Origin of the sequence: Pseudomonas auratipiscis (genome assembly GCF_036324085.1) — a bacterium.
GTDB classification, from domain to species: domain Bacteria; phylum Pseudomonadota; class Gammaproteobacteria; order Pseudomonadales; family Pseudomonadaceae; genus Aquipseudomonas; species Aquipseudomonas auratipiscis.
Genome location: NZ_JAZDCU010000004.1, coordinates 317,286 through 340,218, shown reverse-complemented (window position 1 = coordinate 340,218; position 22,933 = coordinate 317,286). Strand labels below are relative to the sequence as shown.

The following is a 22,933-nucleotide window of genomic DNA, read 5'->3' as shown; positions in this document are numbered from 1 at the left end:
GATATCCGGCAGCCAAGCCAGGCTTGAGCCCGGCTCGGTTAGGCGTGAGCCTGAAGGAAGGGTCTTAGTTGACGGCTTCTTTCAGTGCCTTGCCAGCCTTGAAGCCTGGCTTCTTGGCAGCAGGGATTTCCAGAGTCTTGCCGGTTTGCGGGTTGCGGCCGGTGCGAGCTGGACGATCGGTTACGGAGAAGGTACCGAAACCTACCAGTACCACGGAGTCACCTGCCTTCAGGGCGCCGGTGACGGATTCGATTACTGCGTCCAGCGCACGGCCAGCAACAGCTTTCGGGATGTCAGCAGAAGCGGCGATAGCGTCAATCAGTTCCGACTTGTTCACTCTAAGTCCCCTTATCTCTATTGAGTTTGTTTCTAAGTATGTAATGAAAAGCAAAACAAGCGCTGGGTGGCCTAATGACGCATAAGCGCCGCTTTATAACAAGGGCCTGAAAATACCGTCAAGAAAGCCCCCCAGCCAAATACGTACTAATGCGTGCTAATTCGTTCCTTGGAATCGCTGTCGCGCTTTTCATCCTTGGCGACAATCTCTGGAGCCACATCTGGTAAGGGCTCCGGGGCGTATTGCAGCGCAATTTGGAGGACTTCGTCAATCCATTTGACCGGTTTAATCTGAAGATCCTGCTTAATATTCTCAGGAATTTCCTTCAAATCGCGCACATTCTCTTCAGGAATGATCACCGTCTTGATTCCACCACGGTGAGCGGCCAGGAGTTTCTCCTTCAGACCGCCAATAGCAAGCACCTGTCCACGCAGTGTAATTTCACCGGTCATGGCCACATCGGCACGTACCGGAATCTGCGTCAACGCCGACACCAGGGCGGTACACATGCCAACACCGGCACTTGGACCATCCTTGGGCGTTGCACCTTCAGGCATGTGGATGTGGGTGTCACGCTTCTCGTGGAAGTCCGCTGGAATACCCAGGCTTTTCGCCCGGCTGCGAACTACAGTCTGCGCAGCCGTGATCGATTCGACCATGACATCGCCCAGCGAGCCGGTCTTGATCAACTGGCCCTTGCCCGGAATCACCGCCGCTTCAATGGTCAACAGTTCACCGCCGACCTGAGTCCAGGCCAGCCCAGTGACCTGCCCCACCTGATCCTGCTGTTCAGCCAGACCATAACGGAACTTGCGCACCCCAAGGAAATGCTCAAGCTGCTCGCCAGTGACCTTGACAGCCACTTGCTTGACACCCGCGTGCTCCTTGACCACCTTGCGGCAGATCTTGGCAATTTGACGCTCAAGGCCCCGCACACCCGCTTCACGTGTGTAGTAGCGAATGATGTCGCGAATAGCGCTGACGTCGACGTCCAGTTCGCCTTTTTTAAGGCCATTGGCCTTGATTTGCTTGGGCGTGAGGTACTTGACTGCGATGTTGATCTTCTCGTCTTCGGTATAGCCCGGCAGACGAATGACTTCCATCCGGTCCAACAATGCTGGCGGGATGTTCATCGAGTTGGAGGTACAGAGGAACATCACATCGGAAAGATCGTAATCGACTTCCAGGTAGTGATCGTTGAAGTTGTGATTCTGCTCGGGGTCGAGCACCTCAAGCAGTGCCGACGCTGGGTCGCCACGCATGTCGCTGCCCATTTTGTCGATTTCGTCGAGCAGGAACAGCGGGTTGCGCACCCCTACCTTGGTCATCTTCTGAATCAGGCGACCAGGCATCGAACCGATGTAGGTACGCCGGTGACCACGAATCTCGGCTTCGTCACGGACACCGCCAAGGGCCATGCGCACAAACTTGCGGTTGGTGGCACTGGCAATCGACTCGGCCAGGGAAGTTTTACCTACACCGGGAGGCCCGACCAGGCACAACACCGGACCACGGATCTTCTTGACCCGCTTCTGCACGGCGAGGTACTCAAGGATGCGTTCCTTGACCTCTTCCAGGCCGTAGTGGTCGGCATCGAGGATTTCTTCAGCCTTGGCCAGGTCCAGGCGTACCTTGCTCTGGGCCTTCCACGGCACTTGCACCAACCAATCCAGATAAGAGCGCACCACGGTGGCTTCAGCGGACATCGGTGACATCTGCTTGAGCTTGTTCAGCTCGGCCTGAGCCTTGGCGTAGGCGTCCTTAGGCAGACCAGCCGCATCGAGACGCTTTTTCAGTTCTTCGACTTCGTTGTGGCCTTCTTCGCTGTCGCCGAGCTCTTTCTGAATGGCCTTCATCTGCTCATTCAGATAGTACTCGCGCTGACTGCGCTCCATTTGCTTCTTGACCCGCCCACGGATGCGTTTCTCGACCTGCAGCAGATCGATTTCAGCATCCAACAACGCCATGACATGCTCGACACGGGTGGTCAGATCGAGAATCTCGAGGATTTCCTGCTTCTGCTCGATTTTCAACGCCATGTGGGCGGCCATGGTGTCGACCAGGCGTCCGGGCTCATCGATGCTATTGAGCGACGAGAGCACTTCAGCCGGAACTTTCTTGCCCAACTGAACGTACTGTTCAAATTGTGACAACAAGCTACGAACGAAGACTTCCGACTCGCGCTCAGCGGTCTGCGACTCGTCGATCAAGGAAACTTCGGCACGAATATGGCCGTCGACTTCGATGAAACGCTCAACTGCACCGCGCTGCTCACCCTCAACCAGCACCTTTACGGTGCCATCAGGCAGCTTCAGCAGTTGCAGAACAGTGGCAATGGTGCCGACACGATACAAGGCATCTTCGCCTGGATCGTCGTCTGCGGGATTCTTTTGGGCCAGCAGAAGAATCTGCTTTTCGCCCGTCATTGCGGCCTCAAGGGCTTCGATGGACTTCTCGCGCCCCACGAACAGTGGGATGACCATATGCGGATAGACAACAACGTCGCGCAATGGCAAAAGAGGCAAGTCGAGGGTGGTCTTCATGATTTCGCCTCTACAGCGGCCTGGTGGCCGGAAACCGGTGGAATTTGAGCGTGGGTTTAATGTGGGGGCAGCCCCGCAAAAAAACAAGCTCTACGACAGGAAAAGCAAAGGGGCCCGAAGGCCCCTTGCAGATTCGAGCCGACGGGCGACTCAGACGTCTGGTGCAGCTTTGGCTTGCGGCTCGCTGTTCTCGTAGATCAGCAGCGGCTGCGAAGAACCATCGATGACGCTCTCATCGATCACCACCTTGCTGACATCCTTCTGCGAAGGAATTTCATACATGGTATCGAGCAGGATGCCTTCGAGAATCGAGCGCAGGCCACGGGCACCGGTTTTGCGCTCCAGGGCCTTGCGGGCTACGGACTTGAGCGCATCGCTACGGAACTCCAGGTCCACGCCTTCCATCTCGAACAACTTGGCATACTGCTTGGTGAGTGCGTTTTTCGGCTCGGTCAAAATCTGCATCAAAGCAGCTTCGTCGAGCTCATCAAGCGTCGCCAGTACCGGGAGGCGGCCAACGAACTCCGGAATCAGACCGAACTTGACCAGATCGTCAGGCTCGACCTCACGCAGTGACTCGCCGACTTTCTTCCCTTCCTGCTTGCTGCGCACTTCGGCACCAAAACCGATACCGCCGCGGGTGGAGCGCCCCTGAATGACCTTTTCAAGGCCCGAGAACGCACCGCCACAGATAAACAGGATGTTACGTGTATCGACCTGCAGGAACTCTTGCTGCGGATGCTTGCGGCCACCTTGCGGCGGTACCGAGGCGACCGTGCCTTCGATCAGCTTGAGCAGCGCCTGCTGCACACCTTCACCCGAAACATCACGGGTGATCGATGGGTTGTCCGACTTGCGCGAGATCTTGTCGATTTCGTCGATGTAGACAATACCCATCTGGGCCTTTTCTACGTCGTAGTCGCACTTCTGCAGCAGTTTCTGAATGATGTTCTCGACGTCTTCGCCCACATAACCGGCTTCGGTCAGGGTGGTGGCATCGGCGATGGTGAACGGTACATTCAACAGACGCGCGAGGGTTTCGGCGAGCAGGGTTTTACCCGAGCCCGTCGGACCGATCAGCAGGATGTTACTCTTGCCGAGCTCGACATCGTCGTTCTTCTTGTCGCGTTGGTTCAAGCGCTTGTAGTGGTTGTACACCGCTACCGCCAGTACCTTTTTCGCACGCTCCTGACCAATGACATACTGATCCAGGATGGTGCTGATTTCTTTCGGCGAAGGCAGTTTATGCGCGCTGCTTTCGGCCTGGGCTTCCTGCACCTCCTCGCGGATGATGTCATTGCACAGGTCGACGCACTCGTCGCAGATAAATACCGAGGGGCCGGCAATCAACTTGCGCACTTCATGCTGGCTTTTGCCGCAGAAGGAGCAATAGAGCAATTTGCCGTTGTCCTCGCCGTTACGGGTGTCAGTCATTCGATCGATCCAATCCGGTAGGCTTGCAACACAAGATGAAGGCTATTGCGGGCTTTTTCAAGCCCACAGGTGGCGGGAAAACCCAACCACCTGCTTTATTGCCTTATCAGACAGCCATTTGCCGCTTGTCGTGTACCGAGTCGATCAGGCCGTACTCGGCAGCACGTTGCGCGCTCATGAAGTTGTCGCGCTCGGTATCACGCTTGATGGTTTCAAGGTCCTGGCCAGTGTGGAAGGCCAGCAACTCGTTCAACCGCGACTTGATGGAGAGGATTTCCTTGGCGTGGATTTCGATGTCCGTCGCCTGCCCCTGGAAACCACCCAGCGGCTGGTGAATCATCACGCGCGAATTCGGCAGGCAGTGACGCTTGCCCTGGGCACCGGCAGCCAGCAGGAAGGCGCCCATGGAGCAAGCCTGACCGATGCACACGGTGGAAACATCCGGCTTAATGAACTGCATGGTGTCATAGATCGACATGCCCGCAGTCACCGAACCGCCCGGTGAGTTGATGTAAAGATGGATATCCTTGTCCGGGTTTTCCGCTTCAAGGAACAGCAATTGCGCCGCGATCAGGTTGGCCATGTAGTCCTCTACCGGGCCAACCAGGAAGATCACTCGTTCCTTCAAAAGGCGCGAGTAGATGTCATAGGCACGCTCGCCACGAGCGGACTGCTCGATAACCATCGGGACCAAGCCACCTGCGGCCTGGATGTCAGAGCTCTGCTGATAATAAGAATTGCGGGACATGTCCTGCACTCACTCCCAAATAGTCATGTCTTGAATACGCACAAGCCAGCTCGAAAGCTGGCTTGTGGTGTTTTCCTACGCGAGAAGGAAATCAGTCAGCGGCAGGAGCCTGCACTGGCTTGATTGCTTCTTCGTACGAGACCGATTTATCGGTCACAGTCGCTTTCTGCAGAACAGTATCCACAACTTGTTCTTCCAGCACAACCGAACGAACTTCGTTCAGTTGCTGGTCGTTCTTGTAGTACCAAGCCACGACTTGCTCAGGCTCTTGGTAAGCCGAAGCCATTTCCTGGATCATTTCACGCACACGGGCTTCGTCTGGCTTCAGGTCATTCTGCTTGACCACTTCGGCGACGATCAGGCCCAGCACTACGCGACGCTTGGCTTGTTCTTCGAACAGCTCGGCCGGCAGTTGCTCAGGCTTGATGTTGCCACCGAACTGCTGAACAGCTTGTACGCGCAGGCGATTGACTTCGTTTTCCAGCAGCGCCTTAGGTACTTCGATCGGGTTGGCAGCTACCAAGCCGTCCATTACCTGATTCTTGACCTTGGTTTTGATGGCCTGACGCAGCTCACGCTCCATGTTCTTGCGAACTTCAGCGCGGAAACCGTCGATGCCGGTTTCCTTGATGCCGAACTGGGCGAAGAACTCTTCGGTCAGCTCTGGCAGCTTAGGCTCGGAAACACTGTTGACAGTAACGGTGAACTCGGCAGTTTTACCAGCCAGGTCCAGGTTCTGGTAATCCTCAGGGAAGGTCAGGTTCAGAACGCGCTCTTCACCAGCCTTGGCGCCGACCAGACCTTCTTCGAAGCCCGGGATCATGCGGCCGGAACCCAGAACCAACTGGGTGCCCTGGGCCGAACCACCGGCGAAGGCTTCACCGTCGACCTTGCCAACGAAATCGATGTTCAACTGGTCTTCGTTCTGGGCAGCACGATCTGCGACTTCGAAACGAACGTTCTGCTTGCGCAGGACTTCCAGCATGTTGTCCAGGTCGGCGTCAGTCACTTCGGCGCTCAGGCGCTCGACAGCAATCGAATCGAAACCGGCAACGGTGAACTCAGGGAATACTTCGAAAATAGCGACGAACTCCAGGTCACCACCTTTCTCGAACGACTTTGGCTCAACGGCAGGGGCGCCAGCCGGGTTCAGCTTCTGCTCGACCACAGCTTCGTAGAAAGAAGCCTGGACCAGGTCGCCGAAGGCTTCCTGACGGGCAGCATCTTCATAACGCTGACGGATCACGCTCATCGGCACTTTGCCAGGACGGAAGCCTGCAACCTTGGCGCGACGGGCAGTCTGTTGCAGACGCTTGTTGACTTCGTTCTCGACGCGCTCTGCCGGAACGGCGATGGTCATGCGGCGCTCGAGAGCAGAAGTATTTTCAACAGAAACTTGCATGGATATTCCTCGTTGCACAGACGTTAGCCGGCGATACCCGACTCCAGAATCAAGGGCAAACATTCTAGTGGCTCAAAGACCAGAAGTCACCCCGTTCAAGACGACGGGAAAGTACGCCGGTCCATTTCATTTATAGACCCCGGCAAAAACCTTGCCCGGGGATGCTCAAGACCCGCTGCTCAAGGCCTGGACGCCTCTCCTGATCGAGATGACACACCGGGTTCCAAGCAGCCAGAAATACTTGTTAAAACACTACAGGATCGAGCCTGCACGCTCAGGGCGCCGAATCGTCGATCTCATTGATACTGCAATACTCGTCCCACCCCATACCCAGCGCTTCGGCTACCTGCCGATGCACTTCCAGGCGCATGGCTTTAAGCTCTGCCTCGGAACCAGCAATCAGCTGCAGGGTCAATTCCCAAGGCTCCAGACCCTGCTCCTGCGCAGCATCCTCGAAGGCCCACTCAATCTGCTGATGCTGCTCATGGGCGCTTAGCCCGGCAATTTCTTCGAGTAGCTGCGGATTGGCTTCGGCGAAACGCTGCAATGCGTTGTCCTGGCGCTCTTTCGAAATCATGACGCTGTCCTCGCTACCTTGCCGTTGATCACGGCCTCAACCGGCTGAAATCTATCAGCTTTTGCCCCCTTGTCACCAGTGCGCCGCAACGCTCGACCGCACGAAAGACAAACAAAAACAATTATCATTTGATAATGAGTATCGTTATACTGACTTTTCATTTCGCTCCACCCTGGCATGCATCCCGATGGAATCCAGTCCTACCCCTGCTTCGGTCAACACTTGTGTGCAAACGCTCTACCAGGACCACCATCACTGGCTGCATCGTTGGCTGCGCCAGCGTATCGGCTGCTCGGAGCACGCTGCCGACATTGCTCAGGACACCTTCCTGAGCATTCTGAGCGCCAAGGACCTGTTCAGCATTCGCGAACCCCGCTCGTTCCTGTCCACAGTGGCACGCCGCCTGATGGCCAACGTCTACCGTCGCCGCCTGGTAGAGCAGGCTTACCTGGAGGCCTTGGCGCTGCTACCAGAAAAAGTCGAGCCGTCACCAGAAGTGCGTTTTTTGGCCCTCGAAGCCCTGACCCTGCTGGATCGCCTGCTTGATGACTTGCCCGGCAAGGTACGCGAGGCATTTCTGTTGTCCCACTTGCAGGGCCTGAAAATCGCCGAAATTGCCGCCCGCCTGGGCGTCAGTACACGATCGGTCAAATTCTATCTGGTGCGCGCCAACCAGCACTGCTTCTTCTGCACACTGTAATGAACACCGCCAACACCGCGTTCAGCCCTCGCACCGCCCGAGAAGCCGCCCACTGGCTGACCTTGAGCATGGAAGGCAACCTCAGCCCGGACCAAGAGCTGGCCCTGCAGCGTTGGCGCGCCGCCAGTGCGGACAACGAACGGGCCTGGCAGCATATCGAAGCCATGCGCCTACGCTTGGCGGGCCTGGAGCCCAAGGCAGGCTACCGAAGCCTCACGAGACAACCGCCACCGCACGAGCGCAGACGCGCACTGAAGACGCTGCTGGTACTCGGCATGATAGGTAGCGCCGGAGCCCTGGCCTACCGAGCAGGCCTTGGCAACACTGGGGAAATCGCCTATAGCAATGGCGCCCACGCACCTCGCACGATAAGCCTCAGCGATGGCAGCCAATTGATCCTGGATGCCGACAGCGAGGTCCGGGTGCAATTCGACGAACGCCGACGGCTTGTGCACCTGCGCCGCGGACGGATACTCCTCGACAGCGGCCATGAGCCGAGTACAAAACTACGTCCACTGAGCGTGAAAACTGCACAAGGCACCGTCCACGCACTGGGCACCCGCTTTATGGTGGAACTGCAAACCGGTGTTACCCACGTTTCGCTGTTCGGAGGCGCCGTGGCACTACAGCCTGCGCAAGCAAGCAGCGCTACCTTACGCCTCGCTCCGGGTGAACAAGCGCGCTTTTCCAAGGCAGCAATCGACAGCCAAGGTCCTGCCGGGCATGAACCTGATTGGAGCCGGGGCGTACTGATCGCAGACGCCATGCGCCTGGATGCCTTCCTCGCCCAACTGAGCCGCTACCGCCCGGGATTACTGCGCTGTAGCGAGGAAGTGGCCAGTTTGCATGTCTCCGGAGTCTATCCGCTGCTCAACAGCGACGCGATTCTCGACGCCCTGCCCCACTCGCTGCCCGTGCAAATTCACCGGCGCAGCAATTACTGGGTCACGGTCGCCTCGCGCTGATTGCCTTACAAAGCCAACTCGATACGAACCCCCTGTACCTGATCGGCAACCACGCTGACCTGTGCACCAAATACCTCACCAATGCAATTGGCATCGAGCACGTCAATTGGCGTACCACTGGCGCGCAAGCGACCTTGCTCCAGCAACCACACCTTGTCACAGTAGTGTGCCGCCAGGTTCAGGTCATGCATTACGCAAACCACAGCAATTCGCGGCGAACTCGCCAAGCGCCGCAACAGGCGCATGAGGTTCTGTTGCTGGCCAATATCCAGGGCACTGGTGGGCTCATCAAGCAATAACAGGCAAGACTGCTGGTTATCGTCCGCCCTCAACGGATCGATCGCTAATTGATTGATCGCCCGAGCAATACATACGCGCTGCATTTCGCCCCCCGACAGGGACAGCACGCCACGGTCGAGCAAGTGACGGATATCCAGCGCATCAACAATGACAGCCAGTGGCTCACCGGCATGCGACTGCCCCAGACGAATGAACTCGCGCACGGGCCAGTCAAAAGCACTTTCGCTGTGCTGGGTGACCAGGGCGCGGCGCTGAGCCAATTGGTGCGGTGTAAAAGTGCCCAATGGCTGGCCAAACAGGCGCACTTCCCCGCTAGCCGGTGCCAGATAGCCGGAGATCAGCGACAACAATGTGCTCTTACCTGCACCATTGGGACCAATCAAGCCAAGAAGCTGGCCAGGCTCTATACGCTCATGCAAAGGGCCCAGGACAAACGGCTGCTTCAGAGTTATGTCGATTAGTTCCAGCATGTCAGAATTCCCGGGCCCTGCGCCCTAGCAACAACCAAAGAAAGTAAGGCCCACCAATCACGCTGGTTACCAGCCCGACCGGAATCTCCGCCGGGCTGGTCAGGCTGCGCGCCAGGGTATCGGCGAGCAACAGCAAGATCGCGCCGCAGAGCATCGAAGCCGGGATCAGCAAGCGATGACCGGGACCGAAGTACAGACGCAAGCAATGCGGCACCACCAAGCCGATAAAGCCGATGATCCCGGTCAACGCCACGCACAAGCCCACACCTAATGAAGAGGCAAGCACCACGCGATTTTTCAGACGTTCGCTATCAAGACCTGCAGCATGCGCGCTGACTTCGCCAAGCTGAAAAAGGTCGAGGTCTGCGGCAACTCGCGCCAACACCCAAAGGGCCAGCGGCAACACCACGCAAGCCACACTCAAGGTCGACCATTGGGCGCTAGTCAAACTGCCCATTCCCCACAGACTCAACTGGCGAAGCTGCTCCTCACTGGCCAGATAAGTGAGGATGCCGCCCAAGGCGCCGGTCAGGGTGTTGATCACCAGCCCAGCCAACAAAAGTGTGATGGTTGACGCTCGGCCTTGATAACCACGGCCAATGTGAAAAATCACCAATGTCACCAACAGCGCACCTACAAAGCCAGCGAAGAACTGGCCATACAACTCAAGCCCCGCGAAACGTCCATTGAACAGCACTATCCAGATTGACACCGCCAACCCCGCACCACTGGCCTGACCAAGCAGCGTGGGGTCTGCCAATGGATTGCGAAACAGCCCTTGCATAGCGGTTCCGCCAACGGCCAGGGTGGAACCAACCAACACCGCCAGCAGCAGACGCGGCAAGCGCACCTCACTCCACACCTGCCACTCCAGAGGCCCCGGCATTACACCAAGGAAAATCCTTGGTGATAGGCCGATACTGCCCACAAGTGAACACAGGATGAGCAATCCACAAAGCCCGGCCAACATACACAGCAAGATCGGCAATGACGTTCTTTGCACTGTGCTCATTGAAATAACGCCCCTGCATCCTGACGCAACTGCAACATCGCCGCGGCAGTACGCGGCCCAAGGTTGAGCAGCGCCTGATCATCCACCTGCACCAGGCGCCGCGCTCGCCCCGCAGGTGTCAACGCCAGGCCACCGAGCTTCCACAGATTGTCTTCTCCACCCAACGCCTGCAGCCCTGCCTTGCTGATGATGACGAAATCGGGAGCCAAAGCGACCATGGACTCGCCCGCCACCTGCTTGTAGGCCTTGAAGCTCGCATTATTACTGATCCCAGCCTGCTCCAGCGCCGCGCTCGCTTCCGTGTCACGCCCCATAACCAAGGGCGTCATACCCGTGCGATTGAAGATAAACAGCGCTTTGCGGCCCTCGAGTCGAGGTACTGCTGCCAGTTCGGCTGTCAGCACCTGCTGCTTGGCGATCAAGCTGTGCATGCGCTCTTCACGCCCCATCGCTACAGCCACTTGTTGGATTTTGCGCGCAATGTCATTGATCGACTTACCTCGATCCACCCTGATCACTTCCAGCCCTACCGATTCCAGTTGGCGTACCACGATGGCCGGGCGTGCGGCATCGCTGATCAATACGCGTTTGGGCTTGAGGGCGAGAATTCCTTCAGCGGACAACTGACGCAGGTAGCCAACGGACGGCAAACTGGCCACCTGAGCCGGGTGGAGACTGGAGTCATCACGTCCCAGCAACCGCGATGTAGCCTGCAACTGATCGACGATTTCAGCCAGATCTGCGCCGATAACCAAGGTATCGGCCTGCTCGGCGTGAGCCGTCGCAAAGCAGCTACTTACAAGCAGCAGCACCTTCAAACACGCAGCTCTCATCAATGCGACTCCAGTGCTTCGAGCCATTCTCGCCAGGCGCTCTGCTCAGGCTGCCCAGCGGGACGGCGGGCAAACACCTGAACAATCAGTCGCTGCTCATCATCAAACAACTCCAGGCTTGTCACCCCGCCCTGCTCATTGGGTTTGCGCACCTGCCACACCTCTGTAGCGGATGCGTCGGTGATCGAGAACAACGTCGGCGCTGCCAGCTCGGTAGCAGGCATATTGAAAACCAGGGCACCTTCTATTCGCTGCATATCGACAAGCACGCCGGTAAAAATCTGCACGCTACCAGCGCTGTAAATGAACAACATCAACTCCAATCCACTGGCTGCCAGCAACTCAAACAAGGCGGTGCAGCTCCTCAACTCCAACTGCCTGGAAAATTGAGCGGCTACCAGCTGATTGGCTTCGTAGCGACTCAAGCCATGGCGTTTGAGCAGCGCAAAGTGATCGTGTACGTTGGCCATTGCCGCCCAATCCTGCAACAAGCCCGGCGCCTGCATTTCACGCGGCGCAAAGGTGTTGCGATCATCGAACTGCGGCAATGCGACCTTGCTTTGCGCGTACAGCGCAACCCAAGCAGACAACTGCGATCCGGATGTGGACGTCAAAGTCAGCAGACAACGGCACTGACGATCAAACACTGTCAAACTGAACTGCTCATGCCGGGGATCATGGCGCATCCCGATCCAGAACCAGGCGCGCAGGTTCAGACGCAAGTCGAGGCCGTCCTCACCTATTACCAGGCCCGCTTCGGAAACATCCTCAGAGCATGGGAAGCTACCGAGCTGCTCGATGAACGCGGCACCCGCTGTAGTTCGGGTGCGTACTTCACCAAGGGTGTGTAGCTGCTCTGCGAGCGCAGTCGACGATAGTTGCAATGCGCGAAAATCGATACCGATACACGCGGCCAGTTCGGCCCCTGTCATATCAATCATGGCTAACTCCTGGTCGTGTCAGATTCAATGAACAGCGCTAGTAGAGGGCTCACCGCAGTCGGGCGCACCGCCGGACAAAGCCGTACCGCTGGTGTCGTGGGCGGGCAGCAACCACAAGTAGTCGGCATCCTTGTGAGTAACAGGCTGCCCTTGCTCACCCATCACCAAGACTTTGAGCGCAGCATCTGTCGGCCCTTGCTGGAGATAGAGGGGGGCCCCCTGACTTTTAAGGGTGTGCAAGGTGCCGGCAATCAACAGCCTTGGCGCAGGTGATCGATCCAGCACCTGAGCCATACGCAGATCGCGGGCATACTGGATCGCCAGCATGGCGTCCAAACGGGCACGGTCGATCTGCCCGCAATGCATATCGATGATTTGCTTGCGCTGCAGGGCCGCGACTGCAGGGTTGGCAAACAGCCCTGCAACATCGACAGGGGGCGCACTCATCAGCTGGTTACGCTGCGCTCGGGACAAATTACCCGCCAGCAGCGGCGCAGGCGCAAGCATCAATGACTCGACCAACGCGCCGTACTGCGCCCAGCTCCAGCGCTCGTCCCACTGGATGATCTGTTTCAAGCGCTTGGCGCGTACTTGATTGCCCTGAGCCAACCACGCCCTGACCTGATCGACCGGGCGCTGCTGGTCACTGCCAAGCATTTCCAGTACAACCGCACCCTGCGCACGACGCTCGGCCAGACGGGTGGCCAGCCACTGCTCGATCAGGTGATGGACGGGGTTCACATGGACCTCACCGATCATCACTGTGCTGGCACCTGCCAGCTCTTCCAGCAGTTGCTCAGCCGCAATCTGTTCACCGCTGGCCAAATCAATGATGGCGCCCCACTCGGGGATGCTTGCTTGAACCTGGCGATAAGCACTGTCAGGCATTGGTGCGTTGACACTGGTACATCCAGCGCACAGCAACAGGCCCAACCATATAAAGGAAGACTTGAACATTTACGGCTGCCTGTCAGTATTCGAGGGTGATGCCGAACGAAGTTGTGCGACCCCGACCGTTGCCCTGGTCCATGACCGCAGACATGAGATAGTCCACCGATGCACTGTTGTCATAGACCTTGTTTTCGACGTTCTCGACGTTGAAGAACAAGCTGACGTTGTCCTGCACCCGATAGCTGCCGTAGAGGTTCCAGATCACCCCGGTGGATTTGCTCTTCTTGGTCTCGTAGTAGTCCCAGCTGATTTCTGACGGGCCGGCGTACTCGCCGCGGGCGCCGATGACCAAGCGCTCATCCAACCAGCGCGTACCGAGGTCCAGGGTCCAGTAGCGGTCCGGCTGGGAGTTGATGTCCTCAAGCTCGATTCCTGAGGTGGTTGGCGATTTGGTCGTAGCTCGGGTCCAGGACAGGTTGGTATAGAAGAAGCCGGCATCGTAGCGACCCTCGACTTCATAGCCGCTCATGCGCACTTCCTCCGGCCAATTCACCCAGTTAAGCTTCCAGGCCTCTTCACCTTCGTCATCAAGGATGGCGAACGACTGCGGTGTGATATAGCCGTCAATTTTGCTGATAAAGCGATTGACCTTGATCTGCGCGAAGTCATCGGCAGCCAGCAGTCCACTGCGGGTCAGGTTGAAACCAAACTCGTAGTTGGTCGAACGCTCCTGGCGCAGGAATGGGTTGGCACCCACCCCGTCGGCATCGCTGGCATCTGCCTCGAGCGGCACCTTCTCGAAGAACATTTCCTGCACTCGCGGCGCCCGTGAGGTACGGGACCAACTGGTATAGAGCTGCACCCATTCGTAGGGCTTGACCGAGAAACCCACCCGCGGGTTGAAGCTGTGTTCACGGTTGGTCACATCGATATCACCACCGCCGATATCCAGGCACTGGCCGACGATCGAACACTTCGGCACATGCCCGCTGACCTTGTAACCGTCATAGTGGGCAGCCAGTGTCAGGGCATAGATGTCGTAGTTGAAGTCCAGGGTAGTGAACAGACTGTGGGTCTGCTGCTTACCTTCCGGATTGGCGCCGCGCTTTTCCGGGGTTTGCGCAACGAAGTCGTCGGTGTAATAACGCCCTCCGTTACTCCAGCTTGCCTCTACCGGCCCAAGATTGAAACGGCTGACGTTGGTCAGGTCAAAACCATGGGCATCGTCGCGGGTCTTGCGGCCAATATACTGGGAGTCTTCGACCGGCGGATACTCAAGTTCGGTCTTGTTCTGGTAAGCGTTGACTGTCAGGTTCAGCCATTCGCTGTAGGGCGTGAAAGCGTACTTGGCACGGTAGGTTTCGTTGCGCAGTTGCCAGGGATAGTTGTGATAGAACTCGTTGCGATAGTGCACCCCGGTCAGGTCCAGGCGGTGCATGTCGTTGGGCTGCAAACGCACCTTGAGCAAACCCGAGCGCGGGCTCTGCTTGGTGGTGTCATATTCGTTGCTCTGGCCATTGCTAGTCTTGTACTCACCTGTCTGCGTGCTGCTCGCCGCGGCGACCACGCCATAGACACCCTCGCTGTCTTCGGCCAAGGTGCGCGCGCCCGCCGCTAACATTCGCGTATTGCCGTAGCCATTGTTGCCGGTGCGGTAGGTGGTACGCAGACCGACACGGTGGTCCGGCTTGACGATATCGTCGATCTCGAACGTGCGGAAGTTGGCGCTGCCACCCAAGGTATTAGCACCCTCGGCACCATCGACAGAACCTCGTTGGATATCGACGCCGGCTACAAGATTGGGGTCGACAAACGCCATCGGTCCGCCAGAACCGTGCCCAGCATTGTTGCGAAAAGTTTGGGTAACACCGTCAATCATAGTGTTGACCCGGCCATAGCCGGCCAATCCACGGATGTTCACCGAGACACCAGGCTGACTGCGCGAATGCAAGGTGTAGGAACCCGGCATGGAGCGCACCAGGCTGTTCAAGTCCTGGCGTTCGACATGCGCATCACGGCTGCTCTGGATAGCCCCTGGTCGATCCGCCTGAGCCTTGACCATAGTGGCCCCGACTTCCAGCGCTGAACTGCTGCGCGCATTGACCCGTAGCACATAGCTACGATCTTTCATGCGCTCGACCCACAGTCCCGTGCCATTGAGCAACAGGTCGAAAGCCTCCCTCAGCGAATACTCGCCATCGAGGCCCTGCGTACTGCGTTGTAATGCCAGCTCAGGCGCGTAGGTCAGAATAATGCCGGTACGAACTGCCAATTGATTGAGTGCCGGCCCCAAGGGCCCGGCTGGAATGTTGTACGCCTGGCGAGCAGATACCTTTTGGCTACTTGTTTCGGCTGCATGCAGCGTCGAACCGCCCACCCAGCTACCTGCCAACAATGCCACCGTCAGGAAACTGCGGGCCAATCCGGGGCCGACATGCTTGTTGTTGTGATGCGCACCCCGAACGGTGGCCACCTGCGTACGGTTCACGTGAAGCTCCCTAGATATCAGTATTACTAGAGAAGTCACGCAGACACAGGAAAAAGGGAAATCTAAATCAGAATCTTTTACAAAATTAAAGCTGAATAAGAACACCGATAGGCGTGGGCGCTGTACGCAATCTAGCAAGGAAGGAATGACTGAAGGGCAGCAGAAGAAAAAATCGGCGCAAAAAAAAAGCCGCACTAGGCGGCTTTTTCGAGGCTTTCATGCGCTTCAGTGAAGGGCGATGAAAGCTTATATGGTGCGGACGAAGAGACTCGAACTCTTACAGCTTGCGCCGCTGGAACCTAAATCCAGTGTGTCTACCAATTTCACCACGTCCGCATGAAGCTTTTAAAGCAAAGGCGCCAGATTTTCATCGGGCGCCTTCTGGAATATGGGGTGGACGATGGGGATCGAACCCACGACAACAGGAGTCACAATCCTGTGCTCTACCAACTGAGCTACGCCCACCATATTGCATTTACCGCTTTACTTGTGCCTAAGCTGCCTATTGGCGCACCCGGCAGGACTCGAACCTGCGACCATCCGCTTAGAAGGCGGATGCTCTATCCAGCTGAGCTACGGGCGCATATTTAATCTGCTTTCTGTTACGATTACAAATTAACTTTTAGCCGTACCGAACAAGCTACCAAATCCGCTCATTCTGCCTGACCTTGCTAACCAGTGCTAGGCTCTGCCCGACAAGTGCGACGAATGTTATAGACGAGTGGTTAGGTCGTCAACTCTTTTTTAAAAAAAATTCATTTTATTTAAGGGCTTAGGGGAATACCCGGACCAAGCGCCTTTGCCCTCAGCCCCCTTCATGCGAGAATGCGCGCTCTTTTTATTCCCTCTCGATGGTTAATCACGCGTCATGACTGCACACCTTATTGACGGCAAGGCGATCGCCGCCAGCCTGCGCCAGCAGATCGCCCAACGTGTTGTGGAGCGTCGCCAGCAAGGCCTGCGTACTCCAGGCCTGGCGGTGATCCTGGTCGGCACCGACCCCGCTTCACAAGTCTATGTATCGCATAAGCGTAAAGACTGCGAAGAGGTCGGTTTTATCTCCGAGGCATTCGACCTGCCGAGCGAGACCACCCAGCAGGCCCTGACCGACCTGATCGATCGCCTCAATGATGATGAGAGCATCGACGGTATCCTCCTGCAATTGCCACTGCCCGCACACCTGGATGCATCGCTGCTGCTCGAGCGCATTCGCCCGGACAAGGATGTCGATGGTTTCCATCCTTATAACGTTGGCCGCCTGGCCCAGCGCATCCCGCTGCTGCGCCCGTGCACGCCCAAAGGCATCATGGCCCTGCTGGAAAGCACCGGGCAGGACCTGTATGGCATGAACGCCGTGATTGTCGGCGCCTCGAACATTGTCGGTCGGCCAATGGCGATGGAGCTGCTGCTGGCTGGCTGCACCGTTACCGTCACCCACCGTTTCACCAAGGACCTGGCAGGCCATGTCGGCCGCGCCGACCTGGTAGTGGTTGCCGCTGGCAAGCCGGGCCTGGTCAAAGGTGAGTGGATCAAGGAAGGCGCCATTGTCATCGACGTCGGTATCAACCGTCAGGAAGATGGCAAGCTGGTCGGCGACGTAGTTTATGAGACCGCTCTGCCCCGCGCCGGCTGGATCACCCCGGTTCCAGGGGGTGTCGGGCCTATGACTCGGGCCTGTCTGCTGGAGAACACCTTGTATGCAGCACAAGAGCTGCACAAGTAAGGCCTGATCTGGCAATGCAAAACGGCACCTGCGAAGGTGCCGTTTTTTTGTGCCTGAATAATCGAGCTGCGGGTGATGCGTCAGTTTCCCTGGCTCTGATAAATCGCTCTGCAACGCTACTGCCACTGACAGCCGATTCCGCTGCCAAACAACATATTTCAGCATAACCGGCTGGGCGCCCAGCGTGTTTCAGCCGAGATAGCTCCCTTGACACATCGACAATAGGCATACCGGCCCCAGCTGCGTGCCTCGGTGCAAATAACAAAGGAGCTCATCATGACCCGCTATATCGATATCACTGACCTCAGCCACCTGGTCGCCCGTAAGGGACTGGGTACCTGCATCAGCGAAATGGCCGAGTACATCCGTGAGGACTACCTGCGCTGGCACGATTTCGAGAAATGCCCGCGCCTGGCCAACCATTCGCCCGATGGCGTGATCGAACTGATGCCGGTATCCGACAACAGCCTGTACGCCTTCAAGTACGTCAATGGCCACCCCAAAAACACCCAGCGCGGCATGCTCACGGTCATGGCTTTTGGCGCCCTCGGCGATGTCGATACCGGCGTCCCGGTGCTGCTCAGCGAAATGACCCTGACCACAGCCATTCGCACCGCCGCTACCTCCGCCTTGGTCGCGCGCTACCTGGCCCGCCCGCAAAGCCGACGCATGGCACTTATTGGCAACGGCTCTCAAAGTGAATTCCAGGCACTTGCATTCCATACCTTGCTGGGCATCGAAGAAATTTGCCTGTATGACCTGGACCCCAAGGCCAGCGCTAAATTGGTCGCCAATCTCAGTGCCTTTGCGCAGCTACGGGTGTCCATCGCAGGGTCTGTGGCCGAAGCCGTGCGCGGTGCCGATATCGTCACCACGGTCACTGCTGACAAAGCCTATGCAACCATTCTGACGCCAGAGATGATCGAACCCGGGATGCACCTCAATGCCGTAGGTGGGGACTGCCCGGGCAAGACCGAACTGCACCGCGATATCGTCGAACGCGCACGCGTGATCGTTGAGTACGAACCACAAAGCCGCATCGAGGGCGAGATTCAGCAGATGCCTGCCGATTCGCCGACCACCGAATTCTGGCAAGTGGTCAATGGCCAGGCGGCGGGCCGCGAGTATGCCGAACAGGTAACGCTGTTCGACTCGGTAGGCTTTGCCCTGGAGGACTACTCGGCCCTGCGCTATGTACTGGATACCGCCAAAGCGCTGAACATCGGTCGGGATATCGCCCTGGTACCAGAGCTGGACGACCCAAAGAACCTGTTCGCCCTGCTGCACCAACCCCTGGCAAATGCCACAAAGAAAATTGCCTGAATCCGTTCAGGTTCGGCTGCTCGATACGATACAGACGCCGACCATGGAAGGTCGTACCATATTCATGCTCACCCATTGTTTGAAATGAAGCCGAACCTGTATGGATACCAAGGTTAACCCCCCCCACGCCGAGCCACCCCTGGATCGGATCGACGAAGCCATTATCGAGGTATTGCGCCACAACGGGCGTATCACCTACGAGAAACTATCCTCGCTGGTCCACCTTACCCCTCGCCCCTGCCTCGAACGCGTACGCAAGCTGGAACGGCGCGGCGTCATTCGCGGCTACAGCGCAATCATCGATGAGCAACGGATATCGCCCGGCTTGTCCCTGCTGGTGCTAGTGGCCCTATCGAACCAAAGCGGGCGCTCGGCTCAGAAGGCATTTGAAGCCTGTATGCGCGCCTGCCCTCAGGTGCTCGACTGCCAGTTGATCAGTGGCCACTTTGACTACAGCCTGCGCATGCGTTGCCGCGACATGGAGCATTACCGGGTACTCACCGAAACCTGGATGAACAACGACGAGTTGCACATCGACAAGCTGGTGGCCCACCCGGAATTGGCGGTGGTCAAGAACTCCGGGGCACAACCCTGATCCAGCGCCAGGCCTCATGTGCGTGGCGGTGCCACCGGTGCGCTGCGTGACCAGTCAAGCAACAGGCTGTAAGCGACCGCAAGCAGCGTCGGACCAATGAACAGGCCGATAAAGCCGAACGCCAGCAAACCGCCAAACACGCCCAGCAACACGATCACCAGCGGCAAGTTGCCACCGCGACTGATCAAGTACGGCTTGAGTACGTTGTCGACGCCACTGATGATGAACGTGCCCCAAATTCCGAGGAACACTGCCATGCCGTACTCACCCTGCCAGGCCAGCCAGGCCGTAGCCGGTATCCACGCCAGTGGCGGCCCCATGGGGATCAGGCTGAGCATGAAGGTAACGATGCCCAGCACCAGCGCTCCCGGCACACCAGCGATCAAAAAGCCTATGACCGCCAGGACCGCCTGAGCTGCCGCCGTACCAATCACTCCATTGACCACTCGCTGGACAGTGCCGGCGACCAAGTCAAGGTAGTACTCGGCACGTTCGCCAATGAGCCGATCAAGCAAACGCAGCACGAACGCCGACAATCGCGGGCCATCACGATAGAAAAAGAACACGAACACCAAGCTCAAGGTCAACTCAAGCATGCCGCTGCCGATCTGTGCGCTGCGGGCCAGTAACCAGTTTCCGACCTGCCCCAGATAGGGCTTGATCGAAGCCAGCAACGCGGCGCCCTGCTGGTCGAGGGTATCCCACATGCGAACCAGGCGCTCCCCTACCAGCGGCACACCGCCCAGCCAGTCCGGTGCATCGGGAAATCCGTCAACCTGCACATCGCGCACAAAGTTGGTTGCATCACGGATGTGATCAGCCAGGTTGAAACCCAACCAGACCAGAGGCACAGCCACCAGCAGGATCCATAAGGTAGTCAGCAAGCCGGCCGCCAAGGTTTCACGACCGCCCAACAACCGAGTCAGCAGACGCATCAACGGCCAACTGGCAAACGCCAGGATGGCACCCCACAGCAACGCCGACATGAACGGCGCCATCACCCACAGGCCAGCGCCAAGCAGACCCAGCAGGATAATCTGCACCAGCAGGCGGTCATTATTGAGCATGCTGTTCTCGCTTAACGAATCAGTTCGACATGGAAGCCGTCGGTCTTGGCGTCACCCACTTCCAACCTGGCCAGACGTACGCCAGCCTTGCCCAATTGCTCGCGCCAGGCTTCAGCCTCGGTGCCGCTCAGGCTAACGCGCAAGGTGCTGTCAAGGTTCAAACTGCGTCCAAGCAAGTTCACCCACGCCGGTAACGGCTCACCAACAAGATCAGGGTAGTCGAGCTTGCCGGTGTCTCGCAGTTCGCGCAGAACGGTAGCCGGTGTTGGCAACAGCTCGCCGAGCGGCGCCTGGGCAACGAACTCCTCCACGTGCAGGTACGCGCGTTTGTTGCCACGAGTAACGCTATACAACGCGATCAGCGTATTGTTTTGTTCGGCGGAGCGGCGCAGCAAAATGAACGCCTGCTGCTCATCCGAGCCCGACAGCAGCCTGCTCTTGAATACTTCGTTGGCCCAAAGGCTGTTTTCACCACAGTCACGAGCCTGGCACCAGAACAACGGGTAGCCGCCATCTTTCTGCAGGGCCTCGCGTGCCGCAGTGAAAGCTTCGGTGGCGCTGCGCTCCCGGGGCAGCTCGTAGGTGACAGAGCTGACCTGGCCGCGGCTTTCGATCTTGCTTTCCACGCGTAGCTGATTGCTGATCTTGCGCAGGCTGCCCATTGGATAGACGCGCTCTTGCTCGGTGGCAGGACGCTGGTCAATCACTTTGGCGTCGACGGGTACCGGCATCCCCTCAGCCAAAAGAGGCGCACTGGAGAGTATGCCCGCGCCGACAATCATTGCGCGGATGCAAAACTTGAAACTCATAGGCACGCCACGCTGCATAGGACTCCTGGGTAGTCACTGGATGTGACATTGTCTCGCTCGTTCATGGTTGTCTCCCTGTTCAACCCGTCAAGCGTCGACAGTTGCCAGCCGCAAGTCAAGAAATGCCAAAGAAGCGATTGAAACAGTCTGCAACAAGGGTTGCACCATTTTCGTCATTCAGGTGCAAGTGATGGCCACCTGGCAAGAGCTCACGAGCAAAGGGTAGCTGCTCGAGCAAGTCTGCATGCCGCGCCAGCATACCGTCAGCAGCCACCACCAGCGTAGTCGGACAGGCAATACGCCGCACGAAGCTCAACGCCTGGGCTTCACTCAAGCGGGTCGGCGATGGCAAGGTCAGGCGACTGTCGCTGCGCCAGGTATAACCACCCGGCACCGGCATCAATCCGCGCTGGGCGAGCAACTGCGCCGCTTCGCGACTAACCGCCACCAGGCCTTTCATTCGCGCCTGGATTGCTTGATCGAGCGTCGGGTGCACCGCTTTACGCTTTGTGTCCAGACGCAACTGCGCCTGTAATGCCATGCCCATACGCTCCGCGGCATCCTGCGGACCGCTGGTGGGTGGAATCACGCCGTCAATCAATGCCAATCGGGTAATTCGCTCCGGCAGCGAACCGGCCAGAACAACCGAAACAATCGCCCCCAGCGAATGGCCAAGCAGGGCAAAACGCTCCCACCCCATCTGCTCGGCAACCCGCAGGACGTCATGGGCGTAATCCCACAAGGCATAACTGGCGCCGGGCGGCCGGTGCTCGGAATGGCCGTGACCGGCCAGGTCCAGGGCCAGAATCCGAAGCCCTGACAACTTCGGCGCCAAGCGGGCGAAACTGTAGGCGTTGTCCAACCAGCCATGCAAGGCGATCACTGGAACACCGTCAGCCGGACCAGACAGGTGTGCAGCCAGTTCGATGTGGCCCAGGTTCAGACGGATATCTTCGATGTGCGAACTCATACCACCCCTTGTTGCCAACGATCGAACAGCCCTTTGATCAGGCTTGCGGTGTCCGTGGGCCGTTCCAGCGGGAACATATGGCCACCGGGCAAACTGTGGTACTCACCTCGAGGCAGGCCGCGCACAGCGAAAGCATGATGGCGCTTGACGATCTGGCTACTGCTGCCGCGCACCATCGCCAGTGGCAACTTCAAGTGTTTGGCCGGTGCTGGTCGGGTATGGGGAATATTGCGGTAGATACTGATCTCGGTGGCCGGATCGAAGCGCAGCCGCAAACCTTCCTCGGACGCCAGCAAGCCGTGTTCCAGATACGCATCCAGACATTCCGGATCGAAATGGCGAAACAAGGACTTGGTAGAGAAGTACGCCCGGGCACTTTCTTTGTCGGTAAACGCCTCACGGCGACCCAGGGTGCGCCCGGCGGGTGTGATGCGATCAATGAAGCCCATGCGCTTGGCCGCCTGCAACACCCATTGATCGACCCTGGTCAAGACTGGCGAGTCGAGCATGACCACACCTCGGTAATAGTGTGGGCAGCGCAGTGCCGCATGCAAGTGCAGCACACCGCCCAGGGAGTGCCCTACACCCCAGACCGGTTGTGGCTGTTGCTCCAGGTGATGGAGCAATTCATCGACCAGATTCTGCCAGTTCGCGTCGACCGGAAAGCGCGGATCGTGAGCGTGTTGTGGTAGATGGAACACCTGGTAGTCAGGCGCAAGCGCATCGAAGAGCTTGCCGTAGGTCGCCGAAGGAAAACCGTTGGCATGGGCGAAAAATATCTGCTGCGACATAACCGCCTGTCCGT

21 protein-coding genes and 3 tRNA genes are annotated in these 22,933 nt (G+C 57.9%); 5 read left to right on the top strand and 19 right to left on the bottom strand.

Annotated features, from left to right (window positions below; all coding sequences use genetic code 11):
- Positions 1 to 64 precede the first annotated feature (64 nt).
- The 6 genes from V0R60_RS08125 to V0R60_RS08100 all read right to left on the bottom strand — a co-directional run bounded on the left by V0R60_RS08125 (position 65) and on the right by V0R60_RS08100 (position 7,041).
- A complete protein-coding gene (locus V0R60_RS08125; RefSeq protein ID WP_038613039.1) occupies positions 65 to 337 on the bottom strand; it encodes an HU family DNA-binding protein in 273 nt (90 codons plus the stop codon).
- 146 nt (positions 338 to 483) lie between these two features.
- Entirely contained in the window at positions 484 to 2,880 is a 2,397-nt protein-coding gene (gene lon, locus V0R60_RS08120) for an endopeptidase La (protein WP_136477355.1), read from the bottom strand.
- 150 nt (positions 2,881 to 3,030) lie between these two features.
- Positions 3,031 to 4,314 carry an ATP-dependent Clp protease ATP-binding subunit ClpX gene (gene clpX, locus V0R60_RS08115; RefSeq protein WP_136477356.1) on the bottom strand — a complete coding sequence of 428 codons (1,284 nt, stop codon included), beginning with the start codon at positions 4,312 to 4,314 and terminating at the stop codon, positions 3,031 to 3,033.
- A gap of 106 nt (positions 4,315 to 4,420) precedes the next feature.
- A complete protein-coding gene (clpP, locus tag V0R60_RS08110) occupies positions 4,421 to 5,062 on the bottom strand; it encodes an ATP-dependent Clp endopeptidase proteolytic subunit ClpP (RefSeq protein ID WP_136477357.1) in 642 nt (213 codons plus the stop codon).
- A 91-nt stretch (positions 5,063 to 5,153) separates the two neighbouring features.
- Positions 5,154 to 6,464: a trigger factor gene (gene tig, locus V0R60_RS08105; protein WP_330079366.1), complete on the bottom strand. Its 1,311-nt coding sequence runs from the start codon at positions 6,462 to 6,464 to the stop codon at positions 5,154 to 5,156.
- A gap of 274 nt (positions 6,465 to 6,738) precedes the next feature.
- Positions 6,739 to 7,041 carry a DUF6388 family protein gene (locus V0R60_RS08100; RefSeq protein WP_330079365.1) on the bottom strand — a complete coding sequence of 101 codons (303 nt, stop codon included), beginning with the start codon at positions 7,039 to 7,041 and terminating at the stop codon, positions 6,739 to 6,741.
- Positions 7,042 to 7,228: 187 nt separating this feature from the next.
- Here V0R60_RS08100 and V0R60_RS08095 point away from each other — a divergent pair, with 187 nt between their 5' ends.
- Together V0R60_RS08095 and V0R60_RS08090 are read left to right on the top strand one after the other, a co-directional pair.
- Positions 7,229 to 7,741 (top strand): sigma-70 family RNA polymerase sigma factor, encoded by a 513-nt coding sequence (locus V0R60_RS08095; RefSeq protein WP_330079364.1) that lies wholly within the window; start codon positions 7,229 to 7,231, stop codon positions 7,739 to 7,741.
- The gene (locus V0R60_RS08090; RefSeq protein ID WP_330079363.1) at positions 7,741 to 8,706 is read left to right on the top strand and encodes a FecR family protein; all 966 of its coding nucleotides are present in this window, start codon (positions 7,741 to 7,743) and stop codon (positions 8,704 to 8,706) included. The genes V0R60_RS08095 and V0R60_RS08090 overlap by 1 nt, the downstream gene beginning before the upstream one ends.
- A gap of 5 nt (positions 8,707 to 8,711) precedes the next feature.
- On the opposite strand, the gene V0R60_RS08085 is transcribed toward V0R60_RS08090, so the two are convergent.
- From V0R60_RS08085 to V0R60_RS08045, 9 genes are all read right to left on the bottom strand, one after another.
- Positions 8,712 to 9,476, bottom strand: a complete 765-nt coding sequence (locus tag V0R60_RS08085; RefSeq protein ID WP_330079362.1) for an ATP-binding cassette domain-containing protein — start codon at positions 9,474 to 9,476, stop codon at positions 8,712 to 8,714.
- A 1-nt stretch (position 9,477) separates the two neighbouring features.
- Positions 9,478 to 10,446: a FecCD family ABC transporter permease gene (locus tag V0R60_RS08080; protein ID WP_330079388.1), complete on the bottom strand. Its 969-nt coding sequence runs from the start codon at positions 10,444 to 10,446 to the stop codon at positions 9,478 to 9,480.
- A gap of 38 nt (positions 10,447 to 10,484) precedes the next feature.
- Positions 10,485 to 11,321 (bottom strand): heme/hemin ABC transporter substrate-binding protein, encoded by an 837-nt coding sequence (locus V0R60_RS08075; RefSeq protein ID WP_330079361.1) that lies wholly within the window; start codon positions 11,319 to 11,321, stop codon positions 10,485 to 10,487.
- Positions 11,321 to 12,262, bottom strand: coding sequence for a ChuX/HutX family heme-like substrate-binding protein (locus V0R60_RS08070; protein WP_330079360.1), 942 nt, complete (start codon positions 12,260 to 12,262; stop codon positions 11,321 to 11,323). The genes V0R60_RS08075 and V0R60_RS08070 overlap by 1 nt, the downstream gene beginning before the upstream one ends.
- A gap of 24 nt (positions 12,263 to 12,286) precedes the next feature.
- Positions 12,287 to 13,219 (bottom strand): ChaN family lipoprotein, encoded by a 933-nt coding sequence (locus V0R60_RS08065; RefSeq protein ID WP_330079359.1) that lies wholly within the window; start codon positions 13,217 to 13,219, stop codon positions 12,287 to 12,289.
- A 13-nt stretch (positions 13,220 to 13,232) separates the two neighbouring features.
- Positions 13,233 to 15,641: a TonB-dependent receptor gene (locus V0R60_RS08060; RefSeq protein WP_330079358.1), complete on the bottom strand. Its 2,409-nt coding sequence runs from the start codon at positions 15,639 to 15,641 to the stop codon at positions 13,233 to 13,235.
- A gap of 251 nt (positions 15,642 to 15,892) precedes the next feature.
- Positions 15,893 to 15,977: transfer RNA gene (locus V0R60_RS08055), tRNA-Leu, on the bottom strand.
- Between the two features lie 53 nt (positions 15,978 to 16,030).
- Positions 16,031 to 16,106 (bottom strand) — tRNA-His (locus tag V0R60_RS08050).
- Between the two features lie 41 nt (positions 16,107 to 16,147).
- Positions 16,148 to 16,224 (bottom strand) — tRNA-Arg (locus V0R60_RS08045).
- Positions 16,225 to 16,509: 285 nt separating this feature from the next.
- On the opposite strand from V0R60_RS08045, the gene folD reads away from it, so the two are divergent.
- From folD to V0R60_RS08030, 3 genes are all read left to right on the top strand, one after another.
- A complete protein-coding gene (folD, locus tag V0R60_RS08040; protein WP_136477360.1) occupies positions 16,510 to 17,364 on the top strand; it encodes a bifunctional methylenetetrahydrofolate dehydrogenase/methenyltetrahydrofolate cyclohydrolase FolD in 855 nt (284 codons plus the stop codon).
- 276 nt (positions 17,365 to 17,640) lie between these two features.
- The gene (locus V0R60_RS08035; RefSeq protein ID WP_330079357.1) at positions 17,641 to 18,687 is read left to right on the top strand and encodes an ornithine cyclodeaminase; all 1,047 of its coding nucleotides are present in this window, start codon (positions 17,641 to 17,643) and stop codon (positions 18,685 to 18,687) included.
- 100 nt (positions 18,688 to 18,787) lie between these two features.
- A complete protein-coding gene (locus V0R60_RS08030) occupies positions 18,788 to 19,282 on the top strand; it encodes an Lrp/AsnC family transcriptional regulator (RefSeq protein WP_136477362.1) in 495 nt (164 codons plus the stop codon).
- 14 nt (positions 19,283 to 19,296) lie between these two features.
- Here V0R60_RS08030 and V0R60_RS08025 read toward each other — a convergent pair whose 3' ends face one another.
- The 4 genes from V0R60_RS08025 to V0R60_RS08010 all read right to left on the bottom strand — a co-directional run bounded on the left by V0R60_RS08025 (position 19,297) and on the right by V0R60_RS08010 (position 22,919).
- Positions 19,297 to 20,349 carry an AI-2E family transporter gene (locus tag V0R60_RS08025; RefSeq protein WP_330079356.1) on the bottom strand — a complete coding sequence of 351 codons (1,053 nt, stop codon included), beginning with the start codon at positions 20,347 to 20,349 and terminating at the stop codon, positions 19,297 to 19,299.
- Between the two features lie 11 nt (positions 20,350 to 20,360).
- The gene (locus tag V0R60_RS08020) at positions 20,361 to 21,158 is read right to left on the bottom strand and encodes a DUF4892 domain-containing protein (RefSeq protein ID WP_136477364.1); all 798 of its coding nucleotides are present in this window, start codon (positions 21,156 to 21,158) and stop codon (positions 20,361 to 20,363) included.
- Positions 21,159 to 21,273: 115 nt separating this feature from the next.
- Positions 21,274 to 22,128: an alpha/beta hydrolase gene (locus V0R60_RS08015; protein ID WP_330079355.1), complete on the bottom strand. Its 855-nt coding sequence runs from the start codon at positions 22,126 to 22,128 to the stop codon at positions 21,274 to 21,276.
- Positions 22,125 to 22,919 carry an alpha/beta fold hydrolase gene (locus V0R60_RS08010; RefSeq protein ID WP_136477366.1) on the bottom strand — a complete coding sequence of 265 codons (795 nt, stop codon included), beginning with the start codon at positions 22,917 to 22,919 and terminating at the stop codon, positions 22,125 to 22,127. The genes V0R60_RS08015 and V0R60_RS08010 overlap by 4 nt, the downstream gene beginning before the upstream one ends.
- Positions 22,920 to 22,933: the final 14 nt, after the last annotated feature.